Raw genomic sequence first — 24,764 nt, forward strand, 5'->3', positions numbered from 1 at the left:
CGTCGGGGGCGAGCAGCGCCGGAAGGCCCGCCGCGAGTTCGGCGGGGAACCCGGCCGCGAGGTCGACAGGGGGTTCGACCAGGGACTCCAGGTGGGGAGCCCGTTCCTCGTGAGGGGGGTTCCCGGCCCGGGGAGGGGTCGGTGCGTGACTCTCTGTGAGGGCCGGCCGGACGAGATCTGTCGCGGGCGCCGGCCCATCGGACGTTCCGCTCACCGTTCGCTCCCGCTGTGCACTCGTTCGTCGTACAGGTCTCGTCGGGGGTCGGCCGGTGGTGGACGGCCGCTCCAGCCGTGTCCGCGCAGGAAAGTGTGCCGATCATAGAGGCTGGCCGTAGGGCCTTCCAGCTACTGCCCAGTGTCCCGGATGAACGCCCTTCTGTGACAGATCGTTTCTGCCCGCACCTGGACGGGTTCCTTCTCGACCCGATCGCTTGTGACGTTCCGTGAGTGCTCGGGGTGTCGGCGTGCCCCGACACCCTCTTCGTACCCACCCCGAGTCTCGGTCGGATGTCGGCCTCCTCACTCCTTTGGATCAGATAAACAGCGCTTATATGACTAAACCGGCACATGCTGGGTGCGGTATCCCGAATTCCGCACCCGGAGGTCGACGTGCCGCGTCTGCTCCCCCTCAAGGGGCTCACCCGTGGCGGGGGCCGGCCCCGTTGGCGGGGCCTGGCCCGGCGCACGGACTGGCGTGCACCCGCGGCCGTGTTCACCTCGATGTCCGCCCTGGCCGCCACCTCGCTGTTCGCCGACCCCTCGGTCGCCGTCCCCCTGTCGACGCCGTGCGCCCTGAAGCGGACCCAGGCCCACCACTCGGAGGGACTCGACACCTGGAACGCCGCCTACCCGCGCCCCACCCGCCGGCTCGACGCGGTGATGGTCTTCCTGTCCTTCCCGGACGCCGAACCGATGACCACGCCCGCCGAGCTGACCGCCGATCACTTCCCGGCCACCAGCCGCTACTTCGACCGGGCCTCGTACGGGAAGTTCCGGCTGCGCGCGCATCCCCTCCGCGAGTGGATCCGGATGCCGAAGTCCTCCACCGCGTACGCCATACAGCGCGACTGGGGGGCCGCGGAGCGCTCCACGTATCTGCGCGACGCCCTGGCCGCGGCGGACCCGAGCGTCGACTTCTCCCGCTACGACGTCGTCTACTTCGTCGCCGACCCGACCGCGCCCGGGGTCGACTCGGACGCGACGAAGGTGGTGAACCTGGACACGCCGCTGCGGGCGGACGGGACGGACATCCGCCGCGTCGTCACGGTCTTCGAGGACCACCCGCCGGACCGGCTGGTGCTCGCCCACGAGACCGGCCACGTCTTCGACCTGCCGGACCTCTACCACCGCCCCGACGACAGCGCGGGGGAGTGGGACACCCATGTCGGCGACTGGGACCTCATGGGCAGTCAGTTCGGTCTCGCTCCGGACCTGTTCGGCTGGCACAAGTGGAAGCTCGGATGGCTGGAACCGCGCCAGGTGGTGTGCGTGCGGGGCGCGGGCGCGGGGGGAATGCGGCTGACGCTGGAGCCGCTGGCCGTCGGACCCGGCACGTACGCGGCGGGTGCGCCTGCCGCCCGCCCCGGGGTGCCGGGGGCCGGTTCGTGGGCGCCGGAGGCCGGAGCGGTCGGATTCGGTTCGGGCGGCGGGACGAAGCTCGCGGTCGTGCGCACCGGACGGGACAGCGCGATCGCCTTCGAGGCGCGGGGGCCGGTCGGGAACGACGTGGCCGCGTGCTCCCAGGGTGTGCTCGTCTACCGCATCCGCGGCACGACGCCCTCGGGGGGCGGTCCGATCGAGGTCGTGGACGCGCACCCCGCGACGGAGGCCTGCTGGGACGACTCCGTCTACCCGCCGCTCGCGGACGCCCCGGTCGCGCTCGGCGAGAGCTTCAGCGTGCCCGGCGAGGACGTGCGGATCGCGGTCGAGGACCGGACGGCCTCGGGCGCGTGGACGGTGTCCATCTCGACCCGCTGACCGTCCGGCGGTGCACCCGGGGCGGCGGGCGTCGTCACGGAGGCGTCGTGAGGGGCGTCACGAGGAAGGGGCGGCGGCCAAATGAAAATGGCGAGACGGTCGGCTTTCGCAGACCAGTCCCGCCATTGTCGCTGTGCGCCGCCAGGGACTCGAACCCCGGACCCGCTGATTAAGAGTCAGCTGCTCTAACCAACTGAGCTAGCGGCGCCTGCTGACGTCGTAGACCTTAGCATCCTGATCCGGGGGAGGAAAAATCGATATCGGGGCTCCGGGGACGGGCTCGACGATCTTCCGCAGGGCCGCCCGCCGGTCTGCCCTGACCGCCGCCCACACGAGGATCTCCGGGGTGGGCAGCCAGGGCGCTCGGGTGTCCGGGGCGACGAGCCAGCGGGAGTCCTGGCGCGACCCGTCGGCGGGCGGGGCGGCGAGGGCCGGGACCGTCACGGCGTCGCCGGTGCCGTGGCACAGGAGCGGCGGGACCGCGCTGCCGCGCCCCGAGGTGCCGCCCGAACCCCACTCCTCCCACTCCAGGAGCGAGGGCAGGCGCTGCGCGGTGCCCGGGGCGGCGAACAGGAGGATCCGGCCGCGGTGGGCGGCCACCGGGCCGGAGCCCGGCCCCTCGTCCCACAGCCGGTCCAGCATCCGGCGGCCGAAGATCGCCGGTGCGCTGACCACGTCGAAGGCGGAGCCGCACGGGATCACCACCGGCGCCGTGGGCCGGTCCGCCCAGAGGGCCCGGGTGCTGCGCGGATACCCGCCCGCCGAGGCGAGCCAGGTCGCACCCTCGGAGGTGACCCCCGAGACGTCGAAAGCGACTTCCGAGACGTCGAACCGGTACGGGAGGGGCTCGACGGCGCGGTGCGGGACGGTGCCTGCCGGGTTCCGGTCGCTCTTCATGGCACCCATGTGTACCGGCTGTGAGCGTTCCGTTCCTGAGGGTTGCGGGAATTGGGGACAAGGTTGTACCCGCTGGAGTATCTTGCCGGACCGGCATATGCCAGAACGTGGGTGCGGGGCGCCGACGGCGGCGCGGCCGACCCGGCAAGCCGCCGGGGAACGGCTCCCGCGGCCGGGTGCCCGTACGGGGTGTTCCTCACGGGTGTCCCGCACCGGGGAGGTTCTCCGCCGCAGAGGCATCGCCGTTGCCGGCGTGGTCGCCTGGGCCGGGGCCATCGGCCCCGGGGCGGCGGGACGGGGGTGCTGCGCGGCGGCGGGACCGTGCCCGGCAGGGCGCCGGGCCCGGGGTGCTGCGAGGCGGGGGATCCGGGCGCCGCTGGGCGTCGACCGCGACGGGCCGTCGCGGGGCGGTTCGTACCGCCTCCGCGCCCCGCGGCCGGCTCAGACGGGGTCCGCGTACCCCTCCGCGTCGGCCCCGCGCAGCAGCTCGCGCCCGAACTCCACCATCCGCTTCGCGTAGTCCTCGGTCCACTCCGCCTGCTCCGCGATCGCGGCCGGGGTGAGCCGGTCGAAGCGCCGGGGGTCGGCGAGCTGCGCGGCGGCCATCGCCTGGAACTCGATCGCGCGGTCCGTGGCCGCGCGGAACGCGAGCGTCAGCTCCGTGGCCCGGTCCAGCAGCGCCCGGGGGTCGTCGATCGACTCCAGGTCGAAGAAGTGCTCCGGATCGGCGACGGCCTCCGCGGGCTCGAAGAGCAGTGGCGCGGGGCGAAGCCGCGGCTCGTTCCGACGCGGCGAGGGCTCCGCCATGACTTCTCCTCCTCGTGAAAGTGGTCGACCCGTCCGTACCCGGTGGGCCATCGTCCATTCTCCCTCGGCCGCGCAAGAGGGCCCCAAAGCCCGTGTGACCGGCCCGGACGCGCCCCTTTCACACCCGTGCGCCCGCTGTTCAGGGCTCCCAGCGCACCCGGTGCTCGGACAGGTGGGACAGCACCGCGTGATTCGCCTCCCAGCCGTCCGGGAACTTCACCATCACGCCGAGCTGGACCGGTTCCGTGGACGGATGGTCGTCCAGGAGGTCGGCGACACCGGAACGGCACACGACGATGCACGCGTGCCGGTGGCGCGAGGCCAGGACGCACAGCCGGCCGGTCTCCAGGTGGAAGGCGGTGGCGTCCGGGCGCCCCGACAGCGGGTGCAGCACGACCGTCACGTCGAACTCCCGGCCCTGGAGCCGGTTCGCCGTGTCGACCGTCACCTCCTGGACGCCCAGCTCCGCGAGAGCCGCGCGGACGGCCGCCGCCTGGTCCCGGTGGGCCGTGCCGACCGCGATCCGGTCCGCGGTGAGCGGGACGGGTCCGTCCGAGCGCTCGGAGGTCGCGGCCCCGCCCCGGTCCAGCAGCCGGCGCACGACCAGGGCCAGCGCGCGGACCACCTCCGGGTCCGTGCGGGGCGTGTGCCGGGCGGGCAGCTCCAGCAGGCCCCAGCCGGACTCCGCCGCCTCGTCGATGACCCGGTCGGGTCCCGACCCGTCCGAGGGGACCGCGAACGCGAGCCGGCGGTCGCCGTGACCGGTGCCGCTGCGGAACGGGGTGAAGGGGTAGAACGCGTCCGAGACCAGCGGCGCCGCCGACGCGGGGAGCCGCCACGAGACGGGCAGCCGGTGCTGGGGCAGCTCGGGGTTGTGGGCGAGCAGGGTCGTCACGGCGGAGGCCGACGGGTCGTACGACAGCCCCGCCCACTGCTCCGAGCCGACGATCGCGAACGGGTCCAGCTGGCCGGGGTCACCCACGAACAGGGCCCGCTCGAAGAGGTTCGCGACCGCGAGCAGCGCGTCCGAGCGCATCTGGTACGCCTCGTCGACGATCGCGTGCCCCCAGGGCTCGACGCCCTTCACGTGCGCCCACTTCGCGGCCGTCGAGATGACGACGTCGAGCCCGGCCAGCTCACCGGCCTTGGCGGACTTGCGGACGTTCGGCAGGTCGTCCAGTGCCTTGTCGTACGGGTCGGCGTCGCTGCTGTGCAGTCGGCCGACCGGCAGGTCCGGGTTCTTCTCGGCGAGCCGCAGAACCAGGTCGTCCACCTGAGCGTTGGTCTGCGCGATGACCATCAGGGGGCGCCCGGCGGCCGCCAGTTCCAGTGCGGCCCGCACGACGAGCGTGGACTTGCCGGCGCCCGGCGGCGAGTCCACGACGACACCGCGGTGCGTGCCGCGCAGGGTGTCGCGCAGGATCGCGTCGGTGGCGCGGGCGGCCTCGGCGCCCGGATCGAACACGGCGGTCACAGCACATCCTCTTCGGTCACGGCGTCGGGCGGCGGGGAACCGTCCCCGGGCGGACCGCCGTGCGTCCACGGCGTCTCCTCCGGATCGGGCAGCTTCGCGCCGCCGCGCTGCTCGTGCTCGAAGAGCGTGAAGCAGACCCGGTCGCCCTTCTCCGGCAGGGACCCCGGTTCGGGCTCCTTGCCGCGGCCCATCTTGTCCACGATGCGCAGCACGACCAGGGCGCCGTCGTCCTCGTGCCCCACGAACTCGGCCGCCTGCGGCCTGCCGCCCAGCGAGCGGTAGACCCTGGCACGCTCGGCCGGCTGCGGCCGGTCGTCGGTGCGGACGGTCACCAGCGGGCGCGGGACGGGACGCCTGCCCTCGCCGTACGCCATGACGACATCCGTGACCTCGCCCGCGAAGGCCTCGCCCGCGAGCCTGCGCCCGGCCATGACCAGCGGGTCGTCGAGCGCCTCCTGGGCCTCCAGACGGGCCTGCTCGCGCTCGCGCGTCGCCAGCTTGTTCGCGGCGGTGACCGCGTCGTCGCGGCGCGGCTGCGGGGGCTCGCCGGCCAGCACCCGGTCCCGGTGGCCGGTGAACGACCAGCGGTCGCGCGTCCACCGGTCGGCCGCGTGCCCGCCCTCGGGCAGCGCCCGCAGCAGGTCGAGGCCCTGCCACACCGCGTCCCAGGTCGGACGCGTGCGGCTCGCCACCAGCTCGCGGATGTGCTGCTCCGCCGCCGTGAGTTCACCGAGCCGGTCGTCTGCCTCCACGCCGTCCTCGGCGGCCGCGAGGGCCGTACGCGCGCGGTCGTACCGCTCGATCGCGGGGGCGAGGAGCTTGTTGTCGAAGGCCGGGTCGGTGGCCGGACCGGCGGGCGGGCAGACGAGCTGCCCCCTGCCGTCCCGCAGCAGCTCCGCCCGGAGCGCGGCCCCGGCGCCCGACTCGCCCTCCGGCGGATCGATCCAGGCGAGGAGCGCCCCGAGGTGCTGGTCCTCCAGACTGCTCTGCCCGGTCGCCCAGTGCCGGGACAGCACGTCCGTCAGGGCCAGCAGCAGCGCGGAGCCGGGCACCCTGGCCCGCTCCCCGTAGTGCGTCAGCCAGCGTCCGAGCAGGGGCACGCGCGGGGGCGCCGGATGCGGGGCCTCCGGGTCCTGCTCGGCGGTGCGCCGGAAGCGCATGGACCGCCCGAGCAGCCGTACGAAGTCGATGCCCGCCCGGCTCGGCACGATGAGCTGCGGGGCGTCCGCGCACAGCTCGACCTCGACCTTGACCCGCTTGCCGGTCTCCGGGTCGGTCTCGCTGCGCTCGGCCGCCTCGACGTCCGCCGCGTACGAGTCGATGTACGGGAGGACGACGTCCGCCAGCTCGGCGAGGAACGCGAACCGCAGGTCACGGTCCCTGGGCTGCGGCACGACCAGCAGCCGGGGCGCGTCGCGGTCCGTGCCGACGAGCGCCCCGAGCGGCGCTCCGGCCTCTCCCGCGGTCGTGAGCGGCACGCAGACCAGTGGCCGCCCGGTCAGATGCCGGTGCCGCACGGTGGCCACGGGCTGCGCGCGGCCGGTCTCGACGGCCTCGAGCCGGGCCAGGGTGCTGATCAGGGACACGGGACGGCCTCCGCGGCGGCGCGCGGCGCGGCGACGCCGCCGAGGGCCTCCGACCGGAGGGCCGCCGCCCTGCGCAGTGCGGCGACGGCGGGGTCGTCCGGGTCGCCCGACTCGCCGCGGGCCGCCGCGAGCACACTCCCGACGGTGGTCAGCCCGCCCAGCTCGGCCCGCAGGGACCGGCCCAGCGAGGTCACCGCGTCCTGCGCGCGGGCGCGGTCGCGGCAGTGGAAGGCGAGTTCGCACGCGGACAGGCACTCCGGGGCGTAGGTCGCGGGCACCGACTCCACCGCGGCCGTCAGCCGGTCGGGGGGCAGGTCGGGTGCGAAGCAGGTGCCCTCGGGGAGTGAGTCGGCGATCTCCTCGATGCGGGTGAGGCGCTCCAGCTGCCGCCGGGTCACCGAGCGCTGCTTGCGGACGTCGACCGCGGACGCGGTGGGCAGGTTGGAGAAGTCCTTCGGGCAGACGAGCAGCACCGTGTGCCGCACCCGCGGCGCGGGGTCCACGTGGGCGGCGACCTGCTCCAGGGCCAGCACGTACACCGCGGACTGGCGGGCCGCCGCGCCCACCTTCGCCGCGTCCGCGGAGCCGTCGAGCATCGGGAAGGACTTGATCTCCACGACCGTCCAGCTGCCGTCGGGGTGGACGACCACGGCGTCCGGCTCCAGGAACGCCGGCGACCCGGCCACGTCCAGCGCGAGCAGCGGATGGTCGAGCAGCGTCCAGCCGCCCGTCCCGGTGGCCTCCCGCAGGGCGAGGGCCGTGCGGGCCGTGCGGCCCTCGGGTCCGGAGGCGCCGAGGTCGGGGACCGCTCCGCCCTTCGGCGGCGGCGCCTCGGGGTCCAGCCGTTCGTGCACGAGCCGCAGCAGCTCCGCGCCGCCGTCGGCCTTGACCCGCGCCTCGAAGGCGTTTCCCCGCATGAACGCGAACTGCGACTGCCCGAAGGCCGACGGCGAACCGAGCGCGCTCGCCAGCGTCGCCTTGTTCACCCCGGCCCCGTCGAGGATCGCGCGCCGACGGCAGCCGGGGTTCGCGGCGAGCGCCGCCAGGGCGCGCGCGTCGAGCGGCTGGGGCGCGACCGAGGGGCCGCGCAGCTCAGCGAGCCGCTGCCGGAGCCCCGTCCCCCGCGTCGGTGGGACTGGCTCCCTGTTCGGCTCCCGGCTCGGCGGTACCCGGGGTGGCTGGGACCTTGCGCTGTCGGGGAATTCGCTCACCCGGGGAAGTCTGGCACCCCGCACTGACAATTGAGGAACCTGCGCCCGGCGGGGCCTCCGGGACCGCTGCGAACGGCCGGATGCCGAACCGGCTCCGCAGGCTGTCCGCGAGCCGCAGCACCGGCCTGGTCAGCAGCAGGCCGACCCCCATCACGGCGAAGCCGGCGAGGGCATCGAGGAAGTAGTGGTTGGCCGTGCCCATCACCACGATCGTGGTGATCAGCGGGTACAGGACCGCCGCGACCCTGGTGAGCCGCGTGCCCCCGTACATCCAGAGCATCACACCGCACCACAGTGCCCAGCCGCAGTGCAGGCTCGGCATCGCCGCGTACTGGTTCGTCATGCCGCCCAGGCCGCGCGGGGCGCTGGCCTCGCCGCCCCACCAGCCGTAGTCGCTGTACTGGGCCATCGTGTCGACGAACCCGTGTCCCGCCGACAGCAGCCGCGGCGGGCAGGTCGGCAGCAGGGTGAAGCCGATCAGGCCGATGAAGGTGGACGCCATCAGCCAGGTCCTGGCGGCCCGGTAGCGCACGGTCCGGGAACGGAAGAGCCACACCAGTACGGCGGGCGTCACCAGGTAGTGGAGCGAGGCGTACCAGAAGTCGGCCGGTATCCCTATCCAGGGCTCACGGGTGAAGAGACGGTTCAGCGGGTGCTCGGCGTTGAGGAACAGGAACTTCTCGACGCGCAGGATCGCCAGGCCGTGGTCGACGGCGGTGCTCACGTCCCCGCGCGCGAGGAGCCGGCCGCCCGAGTACGCCCCGTACACCAGGAGGATCAGGGGCAGCTCGGTCCACCAGCGGAGGCGCGCGCTCGGCGGCGCCTCCGTGCGCGGTGCATCGGTCCGCAGCATCCGATTCCTCCCCCTCCGAGCTCGCCGGCCGTTCGTGACCGGGCCCAATTTACGGTCTTCGCGCCGCCCCTGCGGGGGCGCCCCCGGTGCTCATAGACGCAGAGATCGCCCGGCGGGTTGCTCCGGCGGCACGTGAGAGATGATGGGGGGATCACCCGGTCGTCCGCTCGTCGCCCCGGGCCCCTTGTCCCCCGCGGGCCCCGGCCCCGTCCTCGTCCCCATCCTCCTCGGTTGCTCGTCCCGCCCCGGTTCGCCGGTTCGCCGGTTCTTCGAGCCTTCGGCACTTCGGTTCCTCCCCGCTTCTCCCGGAAAGGCCCCTCTCCATGGCACCGCGCATCCTGCTGGCCCGGCACGGACAGACGGAGTGGTCACTGTCCGGCAAGCACACCGGCAGGACCGACGTGCCGCTGCTGAAGGAGGGCAGGCGCGGTGCCGAGCTGCTGGGCGAGCGGCTGCGCCGGGCGCCTCTGTACGGGCTCCCCGGGGTGGAGGTGCGCACCAGTCCGCTGGCACGCGCGCGTGAGACGTGCGAGATCGCCGGGTTCGGCGACCGGGTGGAGCTCTGGGACACGCTCATGGAGTGGGACTACGGCGCCTACGAGGGCATGACCCCGGAGGAGATCCGTACGGACCGTCCGGACTGGCTGATCTGGCGGGACGGAGTGCCGCGGGGCGAGACGATCGCCGAGGTCGCGGCGCGTGCGGACGAGGTCGTCGCGTGGGCCCGCTCCGCAGACCGGGACGTGCTGGTCTTCGCCCACGGCCACATCCTGCGGTCCATCGGCGCCCGCTGGCTCGGTCTGGACCTCGGCTTCGCGGCCCGTATCCGCCTCAACCCGACCTCGCTCTCGGCGCTGGGCTGGGCCTACGGGGAGCCCGCGATCGAGACGTGGAACGACTGCGGTCACCTCGCCGCGTAGCGGGACCGCCGCCCGGGGTGCCCGCCCGCCGCGAAGGACTGCACATTCCGACGGGAGCGCCGCCTCCCCCCGGCGCGCGGTCGCGCCGACCGGACCGTGCCCGGCCTGACCGTCGTCCCCCGCACGGATCACGGCCGCCGACGGCACCGCTCCCTTCCGGACCACCGCCGAACGGCCCGCAGGTCCGGCCGGTCCCGCGACCCCGAGGGCCCGCCGGGCCGCCGTCCCGGACGGACCGCACCGCACCGGAGGCGGCCGGACGGGTCGTGGGGCCAGGCGGGCAGTGGGGCCAGGCGGGCAGTGGGGCTAGGCGGGTCGTGGCAGCGCCCCGTGACGCTCCAGGAAGTCCGCCACTCCCGAGGCGCGGCGGTGAGGCATGAGCACCCTCGCCGTGCCCGCCAGCATCCTCTGCACGCGGGACGACTGGACCTCGTCCAGCAGGTCCAGCACGCGCATCCCCGCCGCGGCCGCCTCGTCGGGGTGCCCGGCGCGGGCCAGGTCGTCGGCCAGCTCGGCCGTGTAGAGCGCGATGTTGCGGGTGAAGTGCGGGTCCTGGAGCCGTGCGGCACGCCGTGCCTGGTGGGCCGCACGCGACCAGTCGCCCAGCGTCGACCAGCACTGGGCCTCCAGGCCCGCGAGTTCCGCGTCGCCGTAGAAGCTCATCCACTCCGGGTCGGCGTCGCACGGCCCGCGCCCGTACAGCGCCTGCGCGCGGGCCAGCGCGTGCTCGCAGGCGGCGCGGTCGGCGAGCCCCGCCCAGCCGCCCGCCTCTCGCAGCGAGAGGAGCGACATCAGGCGGGCCGAGCCCAGCGGCCGTGCCGCGTACTGGGCCGCCTGCGCCGCCCGGACCGCCTCGCGCGGCCGCCCCGCGTCCCGCGCGAGGAACGACGTGTTGCAGAAGGCGTGCGCCTCCAGCGCCGGGTCTCCGGCCACTCTGGCGGTCGCCAGGGCCTCCGCGTAGTGCGAGCGGGCGTCCTCGTAGCGCCCCGAGTCATGGGCCAGCCAGCCCACGGAGATGGCCAGTTCGCCCGCCCCCGTGTGCAGGCGCTCCGCCGTCGTCCGCCGGGTCGTGCCCGCGTCCAGCAGGGCGTACGCGGTCCGCAGTGGAGCCGCCGCCCTGCGGTAGAGCCCGTCGGCGCCGTGCCGGTCGTCGAGCAGCCGGATCTTGCGTACGGCCTCTTCCAGTGCCCCGGCCTCGGCCTCGCCGGCCCGGCGCACGGAGCGCTCCGACGCCACGGCGGGACCGCTCAGGGCGAGCCCCAGGGGGCTCAGCGAGGCGGCCGCCACTGTGGCCGTGCCGCCCGCCATGAATGCGCGACGCTGCACGTCGCTCTCCTTGTGGTTCTGATGGTCGTGCTCGTACGGGTCGTGCGGGTCGTGCGGGTGGTGCCGGTCGTGCGTGGTCTCATACGGCTCATGCGCCCCGTCCGTCTCATGCGGGGCGTGCGACAGGCCCGTGGCGTGCGGGGCGGGCGCCCCGTCAACCGCGCGCGCCCCCCTGCCGCGTACCGCCGAGCGGGGCGCGAACCCCAGGTCGGTCAGTGTCCGGCCGGGGAACATGTGCAGGAACACCCGCTCGTACGCGTAGTTGGGGCAACGGATCTCGCCCGCCTCGACCCGCCCGATGTAGCGCGCGTCGCAGCTGACCCGCTCGCCGATCTCCCGGGCGGCCCGCCGCACCGCCGCGGCGAACTCGCCCGGCGAGCGCCGTCCGCGCAGCCGCCGGAAGGCGAGATTCGGCCTCGGTGGCCTGGGTGACTGGGACGACGAGGTCAGCGGTGACGACGCCATGGCCGGGCCCTCTCTCACGAACCGTGGAACCACGCCGGAACCAGGGCGAGTTGATCACGTCAGCGATCGTCCTCACCGGTGTTTCCGGCGGGCATGAACGTACCCGCTGTGACGAGCCCGGCACGCGGAGTTTGGCTACAAACCGGATATCTCATCCCTGATCTGCCATGAACTGCCATCCTTTGCGGCCGAGTTTCGCCGTAGCCCTTGACGCGCTGAGGCGTTGAACCATGCGGTGAGTCCGACCGAGGAGGGTTCCGTGGTGGAGGCCAGGATGGAGACCGGGCAGAGCATCGATCCCCGTGCGCCGCTCCCGGCGTTGGCGCGGGGGGTCGCCCCGGACCCCGGAGCGGTGCTCGGCGGGCGGGCCGGGGACTGCTGCGACCTCGTCACCGTTCCGGCCAGGCAGGGCCTGGAGGCCGTCGACATCCTGCGCCGGGGGGCCTCGGCCGAGGCGGTCGGGCCCGTACTGCACGACGACAGCTGCGACACGCTCGGCTTCCTGGTGCCGCCGGGCACGGCCGACGCCTGGGACGTCCCCGGCAGCACGTGCACGCAGACCGACGGGCGCGGGATCAGCCTGGTGAGCCTCGAGCCCGAGCCGCCGGTCGAGGGCTCGGACTGGCTCCTGCCGCCCGGGGAGGCCGAACCGGCCACCGATCCGGCGGTCCTGAGGGCAGCGCTGGGTGAGGCCGCGCGGCTCATCGAGGCGGCGGACAACTGCCGTTGAGGCCGCGCGCGGGTCGTGCGCCGGCACCCGCGCGGGCCGCCCGGACCCGGGGCCGGACGGGGCCGCCGCGGCGGTGCGGGCGCGGCCCCGTGCCCACCTGCACGGCCTGTGCCGGAGCCGCCCCACGGCCGCTGCGCCGACACCGGTGCGGGGGCCGATAATGGGCGGATGGCGAGGTCGCGGAAGAAACGGTCGGACGACGGACGCGCGGACGACCGGAGGCCGGGCGACAGGCGTGCGGCGGCCGAGGCCGTGGTCGAGGCGGTCGACGGCGGCCTCGCCGAGCTGATCCCCGACCGCGACCGGGCACGGGCCTGGACCCTGCTCATCGACGGCGCCCCGCAGTCGCACGTGGACCTGGACGACCCCGCCCACCTCGGCTTCGAGTACCAGCGCAGACTCGGCCACGTCATCGACCTCGTCGCCCCGCCCGGCAGGCCCGTGCACGCGGTGCACCTGGGCGGCGGGGCCCTCACCCTCGCCCGGTACGTGGCGGCCACCCGCCCCCGGTCCACCCAGCAGGTCGTGGAGCGGGACGCGGCCCTGGTCCAACTAGTGCGGCGGGAGCTGCCGTTGGACCCGAACGCCCGTATCCGGGTGCGGTCCACCGACGCGCGCGAGGGTCTCGCCAAGGTGCCGGACGGCTGGGCGGACCTGGTCGTCGCCGACGTGTTCAGCGGCGCGCGGACCCCCGCGCACCTGACCTCCGCCGAGTTCCTCACAGACGTCCGCAGGGTGCTGAGGCCGGAGGGCCTGTACGCCGCCAACCTCGCCGACGGCCCGCCGCTCGCCCATCTGCGGGGCCAGATCGCCACGGCGGCGGGCGTCTTCCCCGAACTCGCCCTGGTGGCGGACCCGACGGTCCTGCGCGGCAAGCGCTTCGGCAACGCCGTGCTGGTCGGCTCCGCGCAGCCGCTGCCGGTCGCCGAACTGACCCGCCGGGCGGCCTCCGACCCCCACCCCGCCCGGGTCGAACACGGCAGGGCGCTCACGGACTTCACCGGGGGAGCGGTACCGGTCACGGACGCGACCGCGGTGGCCTCACCCGCGCCGCCGCCCTCGGTCTTCCGCTAGCGGCCGCGCCGGCGGTCACGCCGGCGGTCACGTCGGCGGACGCCCCGCAGCCGTCCCGAGCCGTCGTCCCAGCTGTCGTCCCAGCCGTCGTCTCAGTAGTCGTTGATCTCCACGCGCGGCGCGGAGTCGTGCCAGGTGCAGAACACCGACACCCGGTCCGCCCCGGAGGAGAACTCCACCCGGATCCATGTCTCCGTCTTCCACACCTGCATGGACCATCCGGACGCGGGCGTCGCGGACACCAGCGACGCGGAGACCCGCCCCAGGTCGAAGACGACCCGGCCGCCGTCGGTGTCGTAACTCCGCACATCGCCGGACGCGGTGGGCCTCGGACGGGGGTTCGGCTTCTTCGCCGGCGACGGGCTCGCGCTCGGCCTGACGCTCGCCTCCGGCTCGTCCCGCGCCGGCTCCGGTGACCCGGACGCGGCACCGGGGTCCGGCTCGGCCCGCGGCCGGCCGGTCGGCGTGGTGAGCGGCCCGGCCCCCTGGGCGATCGTCCCGCCGGCCGCGACGGGCAGGGCGCGCGGCGGGTCGTAGGCGGTCCCGGTCATCACGGTGTGGACACCCCACCACGACAGCGTGACCGCCGCGCCCGTGGCGAGCGACCAGGCCAAAGCGTGTACGAGTCCTCTGCGCATCGCGGCCATACTGCCTCACGCGCCCCGCACGTGTCGCCCGTCCGGGTGGACGGAGTCCCGCGCGGGCCCGGCCGGGGCAGTTGTCCACAGGCCCCGGACCGGCGTCCCCCGGATGGCGTACGGTGCGGGCCATGGCAAGTGTGCTCGTCGTCGAGGACGACCAGTTCGTACGCTCGGCCCTCATCCGGCATCTGACCGAGGCCGCGCACACCGTGCGCAGTGTCGGCACCGCCCTGGAGGCGCTGCGCGAGGTCGCCCATTTCCGCTTCGACGTCGTGATCCTGGATCTCGGCCTGCCCGACCTGGACGGGTCGGAGGCGCTGAAGATGCTGCGCGGCATCACGGACGTGCCCGTCATCATCGCGACCGCGCGCGACGACGAGACGGAGATCGTCCGGCTGCTCAACGACGGCGCGGACGACTACCTGACCAAGCCGTTCTCGGTCGAGCACCTGTCGGCCCGGATGGCCGCCGTGCTGCGCCGCGCCCGTTCCTCCGCCGGGGAGCCCGCTCCCTCGCCGGAGATCCGGGTCGGCGGCCTCGCCATCGACCCGCTGCGCAGGCAGGCCGTGCTGGACGGTGTGCGCCTCGACCTGACGCGGCGCGAGTTCGACCTGCTGGCCTTCCTCGCCGGGCGGCCCGGTGTGGTCGTGGCGCGCAAGGAGCTGCTCGCCGAGGTGTGGCAGCAGTCGTACGGGGACGACCAGACCATCGACGTCCATCTCTCCTGGCTGCGAAGGAAGTTGGGCGAGACCGCGGCCAGGCCCCGCTATCTGCACACCCTGCGCGGGGTCGGCGTCAAGCTGGAGCCCCCGGCGCAGTCGGGGGCGGCGGGCGCGGAGCCGTCGCGATGAGGTGGGCGCTGGTCAAGGTGTGCGTGGCGGTCACCGCCATGGTCGTGGTCGCGTTCGCGGTGCCGCTCGGTCTCGTCATCAGGGAGATGGCCAGGGACCGGGCGTTCTCCAACGCCGAGCGGGAGGCGGCGGCGATCGCGCCCGCGCTGTCCATCACCACCGACCGGGACGAGTTGGAGCGGGTCGTCGCCTCCGCGGGCTCGGACGCGGGGATGGCCGTGCACATACCGGCGGGCGACGGAGCGGGGGCGACGGACATCGGGCGCCGCCGCGCCGCCGCCGAGGACATCGAGGCGACCCGCAGGCTTGGCCGGGCCTCCACCACGGAGGTGTCCGGCGGTTCCACGCTGCTCCAGCCCGTCGCGCTCAGCTCGGGCGAGATCGCGGTCGTCGAGGTGTACGTCCCCGAGGCGGAGGTCACCAACGGCGTGGGCACGGCCTGGGCGGTGCTCGCCGGCGTCGGTGTCGCGCTCATCGTCGGCTCGGTCGCGGTGGCCGACCGGCTCGGCGTACGGATGGTGCAGCCCGCGAAGCGGCTGGTGGAGAGCGCGCACGAGCTGGGGGAGGGGCAGTTGGGCGCCCGGGTGCCCGAGGAGGGCCCCGCCGAACTGCGTCTGGCCGCGGTCGCATTCAACTCCATGGCCGACCAGGTCGTCCAACTCCTCGCCAACGAGAGGGAGCTGGCCGCCGATCTCTCGCACCGGCTGCGTACGCCGCTGACCGTGCTGCGGCTCAACGCGGCCTCGCTGGGCGACGGGCCGGCCGCTGAGCAGACCCGCGCCGCCGTCGCGCAGCTGGAGCGCGAGGTCGACACCATCATCCGCACCGCCCGGGACGCCAAGCCGCAGACGGCGGCGCCCGGGGCCGGGGCCGGATGCGACGCGGCCGAGGTCGTCCGGGAGCGGATGGACTTCTGGTCGGCGCTCGCGGAGGACGAGGGGCGCAAGGTGCGGGTGGCCGGAGTCGACCGGCCGGTGCGGATACCCGTGGCCCGGGCCGACCTGGTGGCGGCGCTCGACGCACTGCTGGGGAACGTGTTCCGGCACACGGCCGAGGGCACGGCCTTCGCGGTCGACGTGCACAACGGCGAGGACGCCGTGATCGTGCTGGTCTCGGACTCCGGGCCCGGGATAGCCGACCCGGAGTCCGCCATGGCGCGTGGCCGGGGGTCGGGCAGCGACGGGTCCACGGGGCTCGGTCTGGACATCGTGCGCCGGCTCGCGGAGGCGACGGGCGGCGACGTGCGGATCGGGCGCTCGGTGCTCGGCGGGACCGAGGTCCGGATCTGGATACAGCTCGACGGGCGGGAGCCGGTGCGGCGGGGCCACCGGGGCTCCGTGCGAAGGCGCAGGCCCGGCAAATTGGTCTCGACCTTTAACCGTCCCCGATCCCTTCCTTAAGCGAGCCCTAAGATCCTCGCCCGCTGCCCGGATCCGGCGCTTTGCCCGAATCCGGATCGCTAGCGTGCTGCCGCGTCCCCCCTCGGGATCCCAGTGAACCCCGTGAACAGCGAAGGCAGGCACGTGATGAGCACGCACCGGCGCGGCATCAGTGGCAGGAGCAGGGCGATCTCGGGCGTGGTCGCGGCGGCCGTGGCCGGCGGTGGCGCCCTCGTGTTCTCCGGGTCGGCGCAGGCGGCCGGTGTCGGCGCCGTCTACGCCCTGACCAGCGCCTGGTCGACGGGCTACACCGCCCAGTACGTGGTCACGAACGGCGGCGCCGCGGCCAAGGGGGACTGGACGCTGGAGTTCGACCTGCCGTCCGGTGCCCGGATCGGCTCCCTCTGGAACGGCGAGCAGAGCGTGGACGGCCGGCACGTCACGGTGAAGCCGCCGGGCTGGGACAAGGACGGGCTGGCCGCGGGCGAGTCGGTCACCGTCGGCTTCGTGGTCAACGGCGCGGGGGACCCAACCGGTTGCCGCATCGACGGAGCCTCGTGCTCGGTGGACGACGGGGCGACCCCGGAGCCCACCGGCCGCCCCGCGGACACCCCGGCAGCGACGGCCTCCCCCACGGCCACCGCGACCGCCGCACCGACGGCGACCGCCACCGCCGCCCCGACGCGGAGCCCGGGCGCGTCCCCCTCGGAGTCCGCCGGCACCGGAAGCCCCGCGGCGGCCGGCTTCGCGCCCTTCGTCGACACCTCCCTGCACCCCGCCTTCGACCTGCTCGCCACCGCCACGGCCACCGGTGTGAAGGACTTCAACCTCGCCTTCGTCACCGACGGCGGCGGCTGCACCCCCAAGTGGGGCGGCGTGACGGACCTCGGCACCGACGCGGTGGCCGCGCAGATCGGCGCGCTGCGTGCCGCGGGCGGTGACGTGCGGGTCTCCTTCGGCGGCGCGGCGGGCTCCGAACTGGCCCTGAACTGCGCCTCCGTTGACGCGCTCGCCGCCGCGTACGGCAGGGCGGTGGACGCGTACGGACTCACCAAGGTCGACTTCGACGTGGAGGGCGGCGCCCTTCCCGACGCGGCCGCCAACACCCGCCGGGCGAGGGCCGTCGCGAAGCTCCAGAAGCAGCACCCGGGCCTGGACGTCTCGTTCACCCTGCCGGTGATGCCGGAGGGACTCACCCAGGACGGGGTGGACCTGCTGTCCGACGCGAGGTCCAACGGTGTCGCCGTCAGTGCCGTCAACATCATGGCGATGGACTACGGACCCGCGTACGACGGGGACATGGGCACCTACGCCGTGCAGGCCGCGACGGCGACCCAGGCCCAGATCAAGGGTGTGCTGGGGCTCTCCGACTCCGCGGCCTGGAGGACGGTGGCCGTCACCCCGATGATCGGTGTCAACGACGTCGTGACGGAGATCTTCACGGTGGACGACGCCACCCAGCTCGTGGACTTCGCCGAGTCGAAGGGGATCGGCTGGCTGTCCATGTGGTCCGCGACCCGCGACAGGCAGTGCCCCGGCGGCGCCAGGCCGTCGGCCGACGCGACCTGCAGCTCGATCCTCCAGGGCACGCACGCCTTCACGAAGGCCTTCGCCGCCTACGAGTAGCCGCCGACCGGGCGGTCCGTGCCGGGCGCCCCGCGTCCGGGCTCTCCCCGGCGGACGGCCCCGCAGCCCCCCACAGGAAGACCCTCCCTCGCGGAGGGGCACGCGCCCCGGCCGGCCTTCCCCCCCACCCGGCCGGGGCGCACGTGTCGCACCGGACACGGCCCGGCCCGGACGGACGGGGGCGCGGCACCCCCCTCCGGATGCCGCGCCCCCGCTCCCACCCCGCCCGCTTCCCCCGCGGGTCGTCCCTCGGGCCTACTCGGCCGCGGTCGTCGGCGGCAGCGCGCCCGTGCGCGCCGCCTCCCCGTACCAGAGCGCGCTCGACTTCGGCGTACGCGCCTGGGTCGCGTAGTCCACGTACACCGCGCCGAAGCGCTTGTCGTAGCCGTACGCCCACTCGAAGTTGTCCATCAGGGACCACAGGTAGTACCCGCGGACGTCGGCGCCGTCGGTGATGGCACGGCGTACGGCGGCGAGGTGGCCGTGCAGGTACGCGACGCGCTCCGGGTCGTGCACGCTGCCGTCGGGCTCCGGCTTGTCGTCGTACGCGGCGCCGTTCTCCGTGATGTACAGGGGCAGCCCGGGCGACTCCCGCGTGTACCGCATGATCAGCTCGTGCAGGCCCGTCGGGTCGACGGTCCAGCCCATCGCGGTCCGGTCGCCCGGCGTCTGGTGGAACATCACGTCGTCCGCGCCGGGCCACGGCGAGTGCTCGCTGGCCCCGTGGCCGTCGGCGCGCGGACCGTCGGCGGCCGGGTCCGCGGCGCCGACCAGGGTCGGCGTGTAGTAGTTGAGGCCGAGCGCGTCCACCGGCTGGTGGATCAGCGCGAGGTCCCCGTCCTCGACGTACGACCAGTCCGTCAGTCCGGCCGTCGCCGCGAACAGCGTCCGCGGGTACGCGCCGTGCAGCATCGGGCCGTGGAAGATCCCGTTGGCGAGGTCGTCGATGCGCTGCGCCGCCGCAAGGTCGCCCGGGCTCTGCGTCAGCGGCCTGACCACCGAGGAGTTGAGGCTCACCGCGACGCTGTTGCGCGCGGGCATCGCCGACCGCAGCGCGGAGGTGCCCAGTCCGTGGGCCAGGTTCAGGTGGTGCGCGGCCCGCAGGGACGCCACCGGGTCGGTGCGGCCCGGCGCGTGCACCCCGGAGGCGTAGCCCAGGAACGCGCTGCACCACGGCTCGTTGAGGGTGATCCACTGCTCGACGCGGTCGCCGAGGGCCTCGCCGACGATGTGCGCGTACTCGGCGAAGCGCAGCGCGGTGTCGCGCTCGGGCCAGCCGCCCGCGTCCTCCAGCTCCTGGGGGAGGTCCCAGTGGTAGAGGGTGACCGCGGGCTTTATGCCCTTGGCCAGCAGCTCGTCGACCAGCCGCCGGTAGAAGTCCAGGCCGCGCTGGACGGCGGGGCCGCGGCCCGTGGGCTGCACGCGCGACCAGGACACCGAGAAGCGGTACGCGGTCAGGCCGAGGTCCGCCATGAGCGCCACGTCGTCGCGGTAGAGGTGGTAGTGGTCGTTGGCGATGTCGCCGTTCTCGCCACCGGCCGTCCTGCCGGGCGTATGGCTGAAGGTGTCCCAGATCGAGGGTGTGCGGCCGTCTTCCCGCACCGCCCCCTCGATCTGGTACGCGGAGGTGGCCGCGCCCCAGAGGAAGGCGGGCGGGAAGGTCACAGGCTCAGGCATGGAAGCGCTCCCATAAGGGCCGAGGGGTCGTGGAGACCGACGAGTAGGGGGAGGGGCCCGGGGCCGGGGCTACGGTGGCCCGGCCCGCGAAAGGGTCCGCGAGAAGGTGGTCCGCGACGGCTGCGGGCGGCGGCGCGCACCGGCCCGCGGCGGGCCGGCGGGCGGGGCGCCCGCGGACAGGCCCCGAAGGGAGGGCCCGGTCCGCGGGCCCTCACCGGAGGGTCAGCCCTTGACCGCGCCCTGCATGATGCCGCCGACGATCTGCTTGCCGAAGAGGGCGAAGACGAGCAGCAGCGGCAGTGTGCCGAGCAGCGCGCCGGCCATGATCAGCGCCTGGTCGGGCGTGTAGCCCCGGCCGAGGCCCGCGACCGCGACCTGCACGGTCGGGCTGCCCGTCTGCGTGAGCACGAGGAACGGCCACAGGAAGTCGTTCCACGTCTGTACGAACATCAGCATCCCGAGCACGGCCATCGCGGGCCGGGCCGCCGGGAACACGATGTGCCAGATCACGCGCCAACTGCTCGCGCCGTCCACCCGGGCGGCCTCGATGATCTCGTCGGGCAGTGCCTGGATGAGGTACTGCCGCATGAAGAACACGCCGAAGGCGCTCACCAGGGAGGGCAGGATCACGGCCTGGAGCTGGTCGGTCCAGCCGAGTTCGGCGACCATCATGTACAGCGGGATGATGCTGAGCTGCGGCGGCACCATCATCGTGCCGATCACGATCAGCATCAGCGCGCCCCGGCCCTTGAAGCGCAGCTTGGCGAAGGCGAAGCCGGCGATCGTGGACAGGAACACGATGGTGATCGCCGAGATGCCCGCCACGAGGGTGGTGTTGAAGAACGCCTCGCCCAGGTTCGCGTCGGTCCAGGCGAGTTCGAGCTTGTCGAGCAGGTTCCCGCCGAACCAGAACGGCGGCGGGGTCTGCGCGAGGCGGTTGTTGTCGCGCGAGGCGGCGATCGCCGTCCACACCAGCGGGAACAGCGAGCCGATGGTGAAGAGGGCGAGGATCACGTAGGCGATCGGTCCGGCGTGCAGCTGCCCGCCGGCGCGCAGCGCCTTGGCCCGCCTCTTGGGAGGGGCTTCCTCCGGTGCGGTCGGTTTCGTCAGTGTCGTCGTCACGGCCGGTTCTCCTTAACTACTGGCGCGCAGCCGGCGCGAGATGACGTAGTTGATGACTCCGATCACGATGAGGATCAGGAACATCGTCCAGGCGATGGCGGAGGCCCGGCCCAGGTGCTGGTTGATCCAGCCCTGTTCGTACAGGTAGAGCCCGAGCGTCTGGAACTGGTGCTCGGCGCCGCCGGACGCTCCCTTGTTCTCGTCGAACAGCAGCGGCTCGCCGAAGAGCTGGGAGGCGCCGATGGTCGAGACGACGACCGTGAACAGGATCGTCGGCCGCAGCGAGGGCAGCGTCACATGGATGAACTGCCGCCAGCGCGAGGCCCCGTCAAGGGCCGCGGACTCGTACAGGTCCTGGGGGATGGCCTGCATCGCCGCCAGGTAGATGAGCGCGTTGTAGCCGGTCCAGCGCCATATGACGATCGTGGAGACCGCGAACTGCGAGGGCCACTTGTCGAGCTGCCAGTCGACGTGGTCGAAACCGACCATGCCGAGGCCCCAGTTGATCATTCCGTAGTCGCGTCCGAAGAGGAGCACGAAGACGAGGGACGCGGCGGCGATCGAGGTGGCGTACGGCGCGAGCATCACGACCCGGTAGAAGGTCGACCCGCGCAGCTTGTAGTTGAGGATGTGCGCCAGACCGAGCGCCATCACGAGCTGCGGGACCGTCGAGATGATGCCGATGGTCAGGGTGTTCTGCGCCGCGTTCCAGAAGAACTCGTCGTCGAAGATGCGCGTGTAGTTGCGCAGCCCCACCCAGTCCATGTCGGTCGGCGCGGTCAGCTCCACGGTGTGGAGCGACGCCCAGCCGGTGTAGATCAGCGGGAAGAGCCCGAAGGCGACGAACAGCAGGAAGAACGGGGAGACGAAGGCGTACGGGCTCCAGCGCACGTCCCGCTGCCAGCGGCGTGAGAGCCGGTCCCGGCGCTTGGCCGCCTCGGACGGCGGGACATCGGCCGGTGCTCGGCCCGGGGCCGTGCCCCCCTCTTTCGTGGGGGGCACGGCGGTGTCGTGCCGGGTTGCCATACCGGTCACTTCTCCAGGTTGTTGTCGATGGTCTTGGTGGCCGTCTCCCAGGCCTCCGCCGCGGACTTGCCCTTCGTCACCAGGAAGACGCCGTTGTCGGTCAGACCCTGCTGGATGATCTGGTCCTTCGGGCCGATCACCTGCACCGGGCTGTCCTTGGCGGCCGCCGCGAAGATGGTGCCGATCGGAGCGTCACCGAAGAAGTCGTTCTTGGCGCTGGTCACCTCGGACGAACTGTACGCGGCCTGCGCGCTCGGGAAACTGCCCCGCTCACCGAAGAGCTTCGCCTGCTGCGCCGGGGCGGTCAGCCAGGCGGCGAGCTTGGCCGCTGCCTCGGCGTTCTTGCCGCTCTTGGGGACGACGAGGAACGAGCCGCCCCAGTTTCCGCCGACGGGCGCCTTCGCGACGTCCCACTTGCCCTTGGTGTCCTTGTTGGCCTTCTCGGCGATGTAGCCGAGCATCCAGGGCGGGCAGGAGACGGCGGCGAACTTGTCGTTGGCGAACGCCTGGTCCCAGGTGGGCTGGAACTGGGTGTACTTGCCGACCAGTCCGTCCTTGGCCGCCTTCGCGGTCAGGTCGAACGCCGCCTTCACCTTAGGGTTGGTCTTGTAGATGACCTCGCCGTTGTCGTCGTAGAAGCGCGTGGCCTCGCTGCCGAGGACCGCGTTCAGGAGGCCGCCGGGGGAGTCCATGAAGGTGGTGCCCTTCGGCGCCTTCTTCTTGTAGTCCGCGCCGACGTCGACGAGCTTGTTCCAGTCGCCGGCCCACAGCTTCGCGAGTTCCTCGCGGTCGGTGGGCAGGCCCGCCTTCTCGAACAGGTCCTTGCGGTAGCAGATCGCCATCGGGCCGACGTCCGTGCCGAGTCCGACGGTCTGCCCGCTCTTCGAGGTGGCCTGCGCCCACTTCCAGTCGAGGAAGTCGCCCTTGTTGACGCCCTTGACCTTGGAGAGGTCCATCAGCTTGTCGCCCTGGGTGGTGACGATCTCGCTGATGTTGCCGACCTCGACGCCCTGGATGTCGGCCAGACCGCTGTTGGTGGTGAGGTGGTTCAGCAGCGGCGGGTAGTAGTTCTCGTTCCGCTCGATCACCGTCTGCTGGACGTCGACGTCCGGGTTGAGCTTCTCGTACTCCTTGTAGAGGCCTGCCTCCTCGAAGCCGAAGCTGCCGAACAGACCCAGGGTGATCTTGGTCTTTCCGCCGCCGGTGTCCGTCGAGTCGCCGTCGTCACCGTCGTCGGCACAGCCGGCCAGCAGCCCGGCGCCCAGCGCGGTGACGGCCGCGACGACCGCCGTCCGGCGGGCGAAACGGGTACGTGCTCGCATTGCGTCCTCCTGTTGCCCTGACGTGCCGACCCCCCGGCCAACTGCATTGTTGGGCCCGTTAGTTCACGCTGCGGCTCGGGCGGGGAACGTGCGGGATGTGTATGTGTCAGGTACTGTGGGAGCGCTCCCACAGGTGATGTGTTGAAGGTTCGCCGCTCGGCGCGGGGGTGTCAAGGGAGAGGGCATAGAGATATGTCTTCAGTTATCGGGCCGTTAGCTAACGGCGGCGGGGATCGGGCAGGAGGGTCCCCCGGCGTCCCGGGACGGGTCCCGCGCGCTCCCGGACGGGGCTCGGCGGGTCCCGTGACGAGGTGCCGGGGAGGTGCGATCGTGGCACGGCGGCACTCCGCGCGGGAGCCCCGCCCCGATCACGGCTGTTAGATTCCAGGCCAAACGCGGTGCGAACCGCGTCGGACGGGAGGCGGACCATGGCAGTCCACGGAGTGCGGGGCCGGAGCGGCGGGCGGCCGACCCTGGAAGAGGTCGCCGCACGTGCCGGTGTGGGCCGCGGCACGGTCTCCCGCGTGATCAACGGCTCCCCGCGGGTCAGCGACGCCACCCGGGCGGCCGTGGAGGCGGCGGTCGCGGAACTGGGCTACGTGCCGAACACCGCGGCCCGTGCCCTCGCGGCCAACCGCACGGACGCCATCGCCCTGGTCGTCCCCGAGCCCGAGACGCGCTTCTTCGCCGAGCCCTACTTCTCCGACATGCTGCGGGGTGTGGGCGCGGCGCTCTCCGACACGGAGATGCAGCTCCTGCTGATCTTCGCGGGCAGCGACCGGGAGCGGCAGCGGCTGGCCCAGTACTTGGCGGCGCACCGGGTCGACGGGGTCCTGCTGGTCTCGGTCCACGCGGACGACCCGCTGCCGGACCTGCTCTCCCAGCTGGAGATCCCGGCCGTGATCAGCGGCCGGCGCTCCGCCGACGAGACGCTGCCGTCCGTGGACTCGGACAACTACGGCGGCGGCAGGTTCGCCGTGGAACACCTCCTCTCCCAGGGCCGGCGCACCATAGCCCACCTCGCGGGCCGGCTGGACGTGTTCGGCGCCCAGCGCCGGGTCGACGGCTACCGGGCGGCGCTGCGCGACGCGGGCCACGAGGTCGACGAACGCCTCATCGTGCCGGGCGACTTCACCGAGGAGGGCGGGCGCCGCGGGATGGCGGAGCTGCTCGCACGCTGCCCGAACCTGGACGCGGTCTTCGCGGGCTCCGACGTCATGGCGGCCGGTGCCCGGCAGGTGCTGCGCGAGGCCGGCCGCCGCATACCGGAGGACGTGGCGCTGGTCGGGTACGACGACTCGGCCATCGCCCGGCACATGGACCCGCCGCTGACCAGCGTGCGCCAGCCGATAGAGGAGATGGGCCGGGCGATGCTGGACCTGCTGATGGACGAGATCGCGGACCGGCGTCCCGCGGTCTCCCGGGGGCTGGAGAGGCGGCAGGTGGTCCTGCCGACCGAGTTGGTCGCGCGCGCCTCGTCGTAGGCGCGCCGGCCCGCGGGTGACGCGGACCGGCGGAGGAGCGCGCACGGCGGTCCCGTACGAGACGTACGGGGCCGCTTCCGTGTTCCGGGCCGTGCGAAGCGGCCGCCCCGCACGGCTTCACAAGCCCACCGCGAGGTCCGGCGGGGAGCCGGTGGAGTCAGGGGGAGTCCCGCCGGAGCGGCGCCGGCTTCCGGGCGGACCGCGGGAACGACCGAGGGCCGGTCCGCTCTAAGCGGACCGGCCCTCGGACCATCAGGGTGAGTGACGGGACTTGAACCCTTTCTGTTACCCACTTTTGACCTGCGACGATGCGGGG

The 24,764-nt window shown here is 73.5% G+C and carries 20 protein-coding genes and 1 tRNA gene; 8 read left to right on the top strand and 13 right to left on the bottom strand.

The annotated features are described in order from the left end of the window. The first annotated feature begins 567 nt into the window (after positions 1–567). Positions 568–1,977, top strand: a complete 1,410-nt coding sequence (locus IE265_RS32300) for a M6 family metalloprotease domain-containing protein (RefSeq protein WP_190039304.1) — start codon at positions 568–570, stop codon at positions 1,975–1,977. 134 nt (positions 1,978–2,111) lie between these two features. Here the strand turns inward: IE265_RS32300 and IE265_RS32305 are convergent. From IE265_RS32305 to IE265_RS32335, 7 genes are all read right to left on the bottom strand, one after another. After that, positions 2,112–2,185 (bottom strand) — tRNA-Lys (locus IE265_RS32305). Next, positions 2,176–2,874 (bottom strand): bifunctional DNA primase/polymerase, encoded by a 699-nt coding sequence (locus tag IE265_RS32310; protein WP_190039305.1) that lies wholly within the window; start codon positions 2,872–2,874, stop codon positions 2,176–2,178. Before IE265_RS32310 ends, IE265_RS32305 begins: the two co-directional genes overlap by 10 nt. A gap of 441 nt (positions 2,875–3,315) precedes the next feature. Further along, positions 3,316–3,681: a DUF8844 domain-containing protein gene (locus IE265_RS32315; RefSeq protein WP_190039306.1), complete on the bottom strand. Its 366-nt coding sequence runs from the start codon at positions 3,679–3,681 to the stop codon at positions 3,316–3,318. Positions 3,682–3,820: 139 nt separating this feature from the next. Then, entirely contained in the window at positions 3,821–5,155 is a 1,335-nt protein-coding gene (locus IE265_RS32320) for an AAA domain-containing protein (protein WP_190039307.1), read from the bottom strand. Then, positions 5,152–6,741, bottom strand: coding sequence for a hypothetical protein (locus IE265_RS32325; RefSeq protein WP_190039308.1), 1,590 nt, complete (start codon positions 6,739–6,741; stop codon positions 5,152–5,154). Before IE265_RS32325 ends, IE265_RS32320 begins: the two co-directional genes overlap by 4 nt. Further along, positions 6,732–7,832, bottom strand: a complete 1,101-nt coding sequence (locus IE265_RS32330) for a hypothetical protein (RefSeq protein WP_190039328.1) — start codon at positions 7,830–7,832, stop codon at positions 6,732–6,734. Before IE265_RS32330 ends, IE265_RS32325 begins: the two co-directional genes overlap by 10 nt. Before the next feature lies 1 nt (position 7,833). After that, on the bottom strand, positions 7,834–8,805 hold the full coding sequence (locus tag IE265_RS32335; RefSeq protein ID WP_190039309.1) for a phosphatase PAP2 family protein: 972 nt from the start codon (positions 8,803–8,805) through the stop codon (positions 7,834–7,836). A 323-nt stretch (positions 8,806–9,128) separates the two neighbouring features. Here IE265_RS32335 and IE265_RS32340 point away from each other — a divergent pair, with 323 nt between their 5' ends. Then, positions 9,129–9,725, top strand: a complete 597-nt coding sequence (locus IE265_RS32340; RefSeq protein WP_190039310.1) for a histidine phosphatase family protein — start codon at positions 9,129–9,131, stop codon at positions 9,723–9,725. Between the two features lie 306 nt (positions 9,726–10,031). Here IE265_RS32340 and IE265_RS32345 read toward each other — a convergent pair whose 3' ends face one another. Continuing rightward, entirely contained in the window at positions 10,032–11,516 is a 1,485-nt protein-coding gene (locus IE265_RS32345) for an NsdA family TPR-like regulatory protein (protein WP_190039311.1), read from the bottom strand. A 274-nt stretch (positions 11,517–11,790) separates the two neighbouring features. Here IE265_RS32345 and IE265_RS32350 point away from each other — a divergent pair, with 274 nt between their 5' ends. Both IE265_RS32350 and IE265_RS32355 read left to right on the top strand, forming a co-directional pair. Continuing rightward, a complete protein-coding gene (locus IE265_RS32350) occupies positions 11,791–12,246 on the top strand; it encodes a hypothetical protein (RefSeq protein WP_373303077.1) in 456 nt (151 codons plus the stop codon). A gap of 168 nt (positions 12,247–12,414) precedes the next feature. After that, positions 12,415–13,320: a spermidine synthase gene (locus IE265_RS32355; RefSeq protein ID WP_229916767.1), complete on the top strand. Its 906-nt coding sequence runs from the start codon at positions 12,415–12,417 to the stop codon at positions 13,318–13,320. Between the two features lie 92 nt (positions 13,321–13,412). Here IE265_RS32355 and IE265_RS32360 read toward each other — a convergent pair whose 3' ends face one another. After that, a complete protein-coding gene (locus IE265_RS32360) occupies positions 13,413–13,958 on the bottom strand; it encodes a hypothetical protein (RefSeq protein ID WP_190039313.1) in 546 nt (181 codons plus the stop codon). Between the two features lie 131 nt (positions 13,959–14,089). Here IE265_RS32360 and IE265_RS32365 point away from each other — a divergent pair, with 131 nt between their 5' ends. From IE265_RS32365 to IE265_RS32375, 3 genes are all read left to right on the top strand, one after another. Further along, positions 14,090–14,812 carry a response regulator transcription factor gene (locus IE265_RS32365; RefSeq protein ID WP_190039314.1) on the top strand — a complete coding sequence of 241 codons (723 nt, stop codon included), beginning with the start codon at positions 14,090–14,092 and terminating at the stop codon, positions 14,810–14,812. Next, positions 14,809–16,212, top strand: a complete 1,404-nt coding sequence (locus IE265_RS32370; protein ID WP_190039315.1) for a sensor histidine kinase — start codon at positions 14,809–14,811, stop codon at positions 16,210–16,212. The genes IE265_RS32365 and IE265_RS32370 overlap by 4 nt, the downstream gene beginning before the upstream one ends. 126 nt (positions 16,213–16,338) lie before the next feature. Further along, a complete protein-coding gene (locus tag IE265_RS32375) occupies positions 16,339–17,817 on the top strand; it encodes a glycoside hydrolase family 18 protein (protein ID WP_190039316.1) in 1,479 nt (492 codons plus the stop codon). 255 nt (positions 17,818–18,072) lie between these two features. Here the strand turns inward: IE265_RS32375 and IE265_RS32380 are convergent, their stop codons facing one another. From IE265_RS32380 to IE265_RS32395, 4 genes are all read right to left on the bottom strand, one after another. Continuing rightward, positions 18,073–19,494 carry a GH1 family beta-glucosidase gene (locus tag IE265_RS32380; protein ID WP_190039317.1) on the bottom strand — a complete coding sequence of 474 codons (1,422 nt, stop codon included), beginning with the start codon at positions 19,492–19,494 and terminating at the stop codon, positions 18,073–18,075. Positions 19,495–19,716: 222 nt separating this feature from the next. Then, positions 19,717–20,616 (bottom strand): carbohydrate ABC transporter permease, encoded by a 900-nt coding sequence (locus IE265_RS32385; protein ID WP_190039318.1) that lies wholly within the window; start codon positions 20,614–20,616, stop codon positions 19,717–19,719. 12 nt (positions 20,617–20,628) lie between these two features. Further along, a complete protein-coding gene (locus tag IE265_RS32390) occupies positions 20,629–21,642 on the bottom strand; it encodes a carbohydrate ABC transporter permease (RefSeq protein ID WP_190039330.1) in 1,014 nt (337 codons plus the stop codon). A gap of 5 nt (positions 21,643–21,647) precedes the next feature. Next, the gene (locus IE265_RS32395; protein ID WP_190039319.1) at positions 21,648–22,964 is read right to left on the bottom strand and encodes an ABC transporter substrate-binding protein; all 1,317 of its coding nucleotides are present in this window, start codon (positions 22,962–22,964) and stop codon (positions 21,648–21,650) included. Between the two features lie 428 nt (positions 22,965–23,392). On the opposite strand from IE265_RS32395, the gene IE265_RS32400 reads away from it, so the two are divergent. Then, on the top strand, positions 23,393–24,448 hold the full coding sequence (locus IE265_RS32400) for a LacI family DNA-binding transcriptional regulator (RefSeq protein ID WP_190039320.1): 1,056 nt from the start codon (positions 23,393–23,395) through the stop codon (positions 24,446–24,448). The last annotated feature ends 316 nt before the right edge of the window (positions 24,449–24,764 follow it).

The organism is Streptomyces fructofermentans (genome assembly GCF_014651055.1).
In the GTDB taxonomy this organism is placed as follows: domain Bacteria; phylum Actinomycetota; class Actinomycetes; order Streptomycetales; family Streptomycetaceae; genus Streptomyces; species Streptomyces fructofermentans.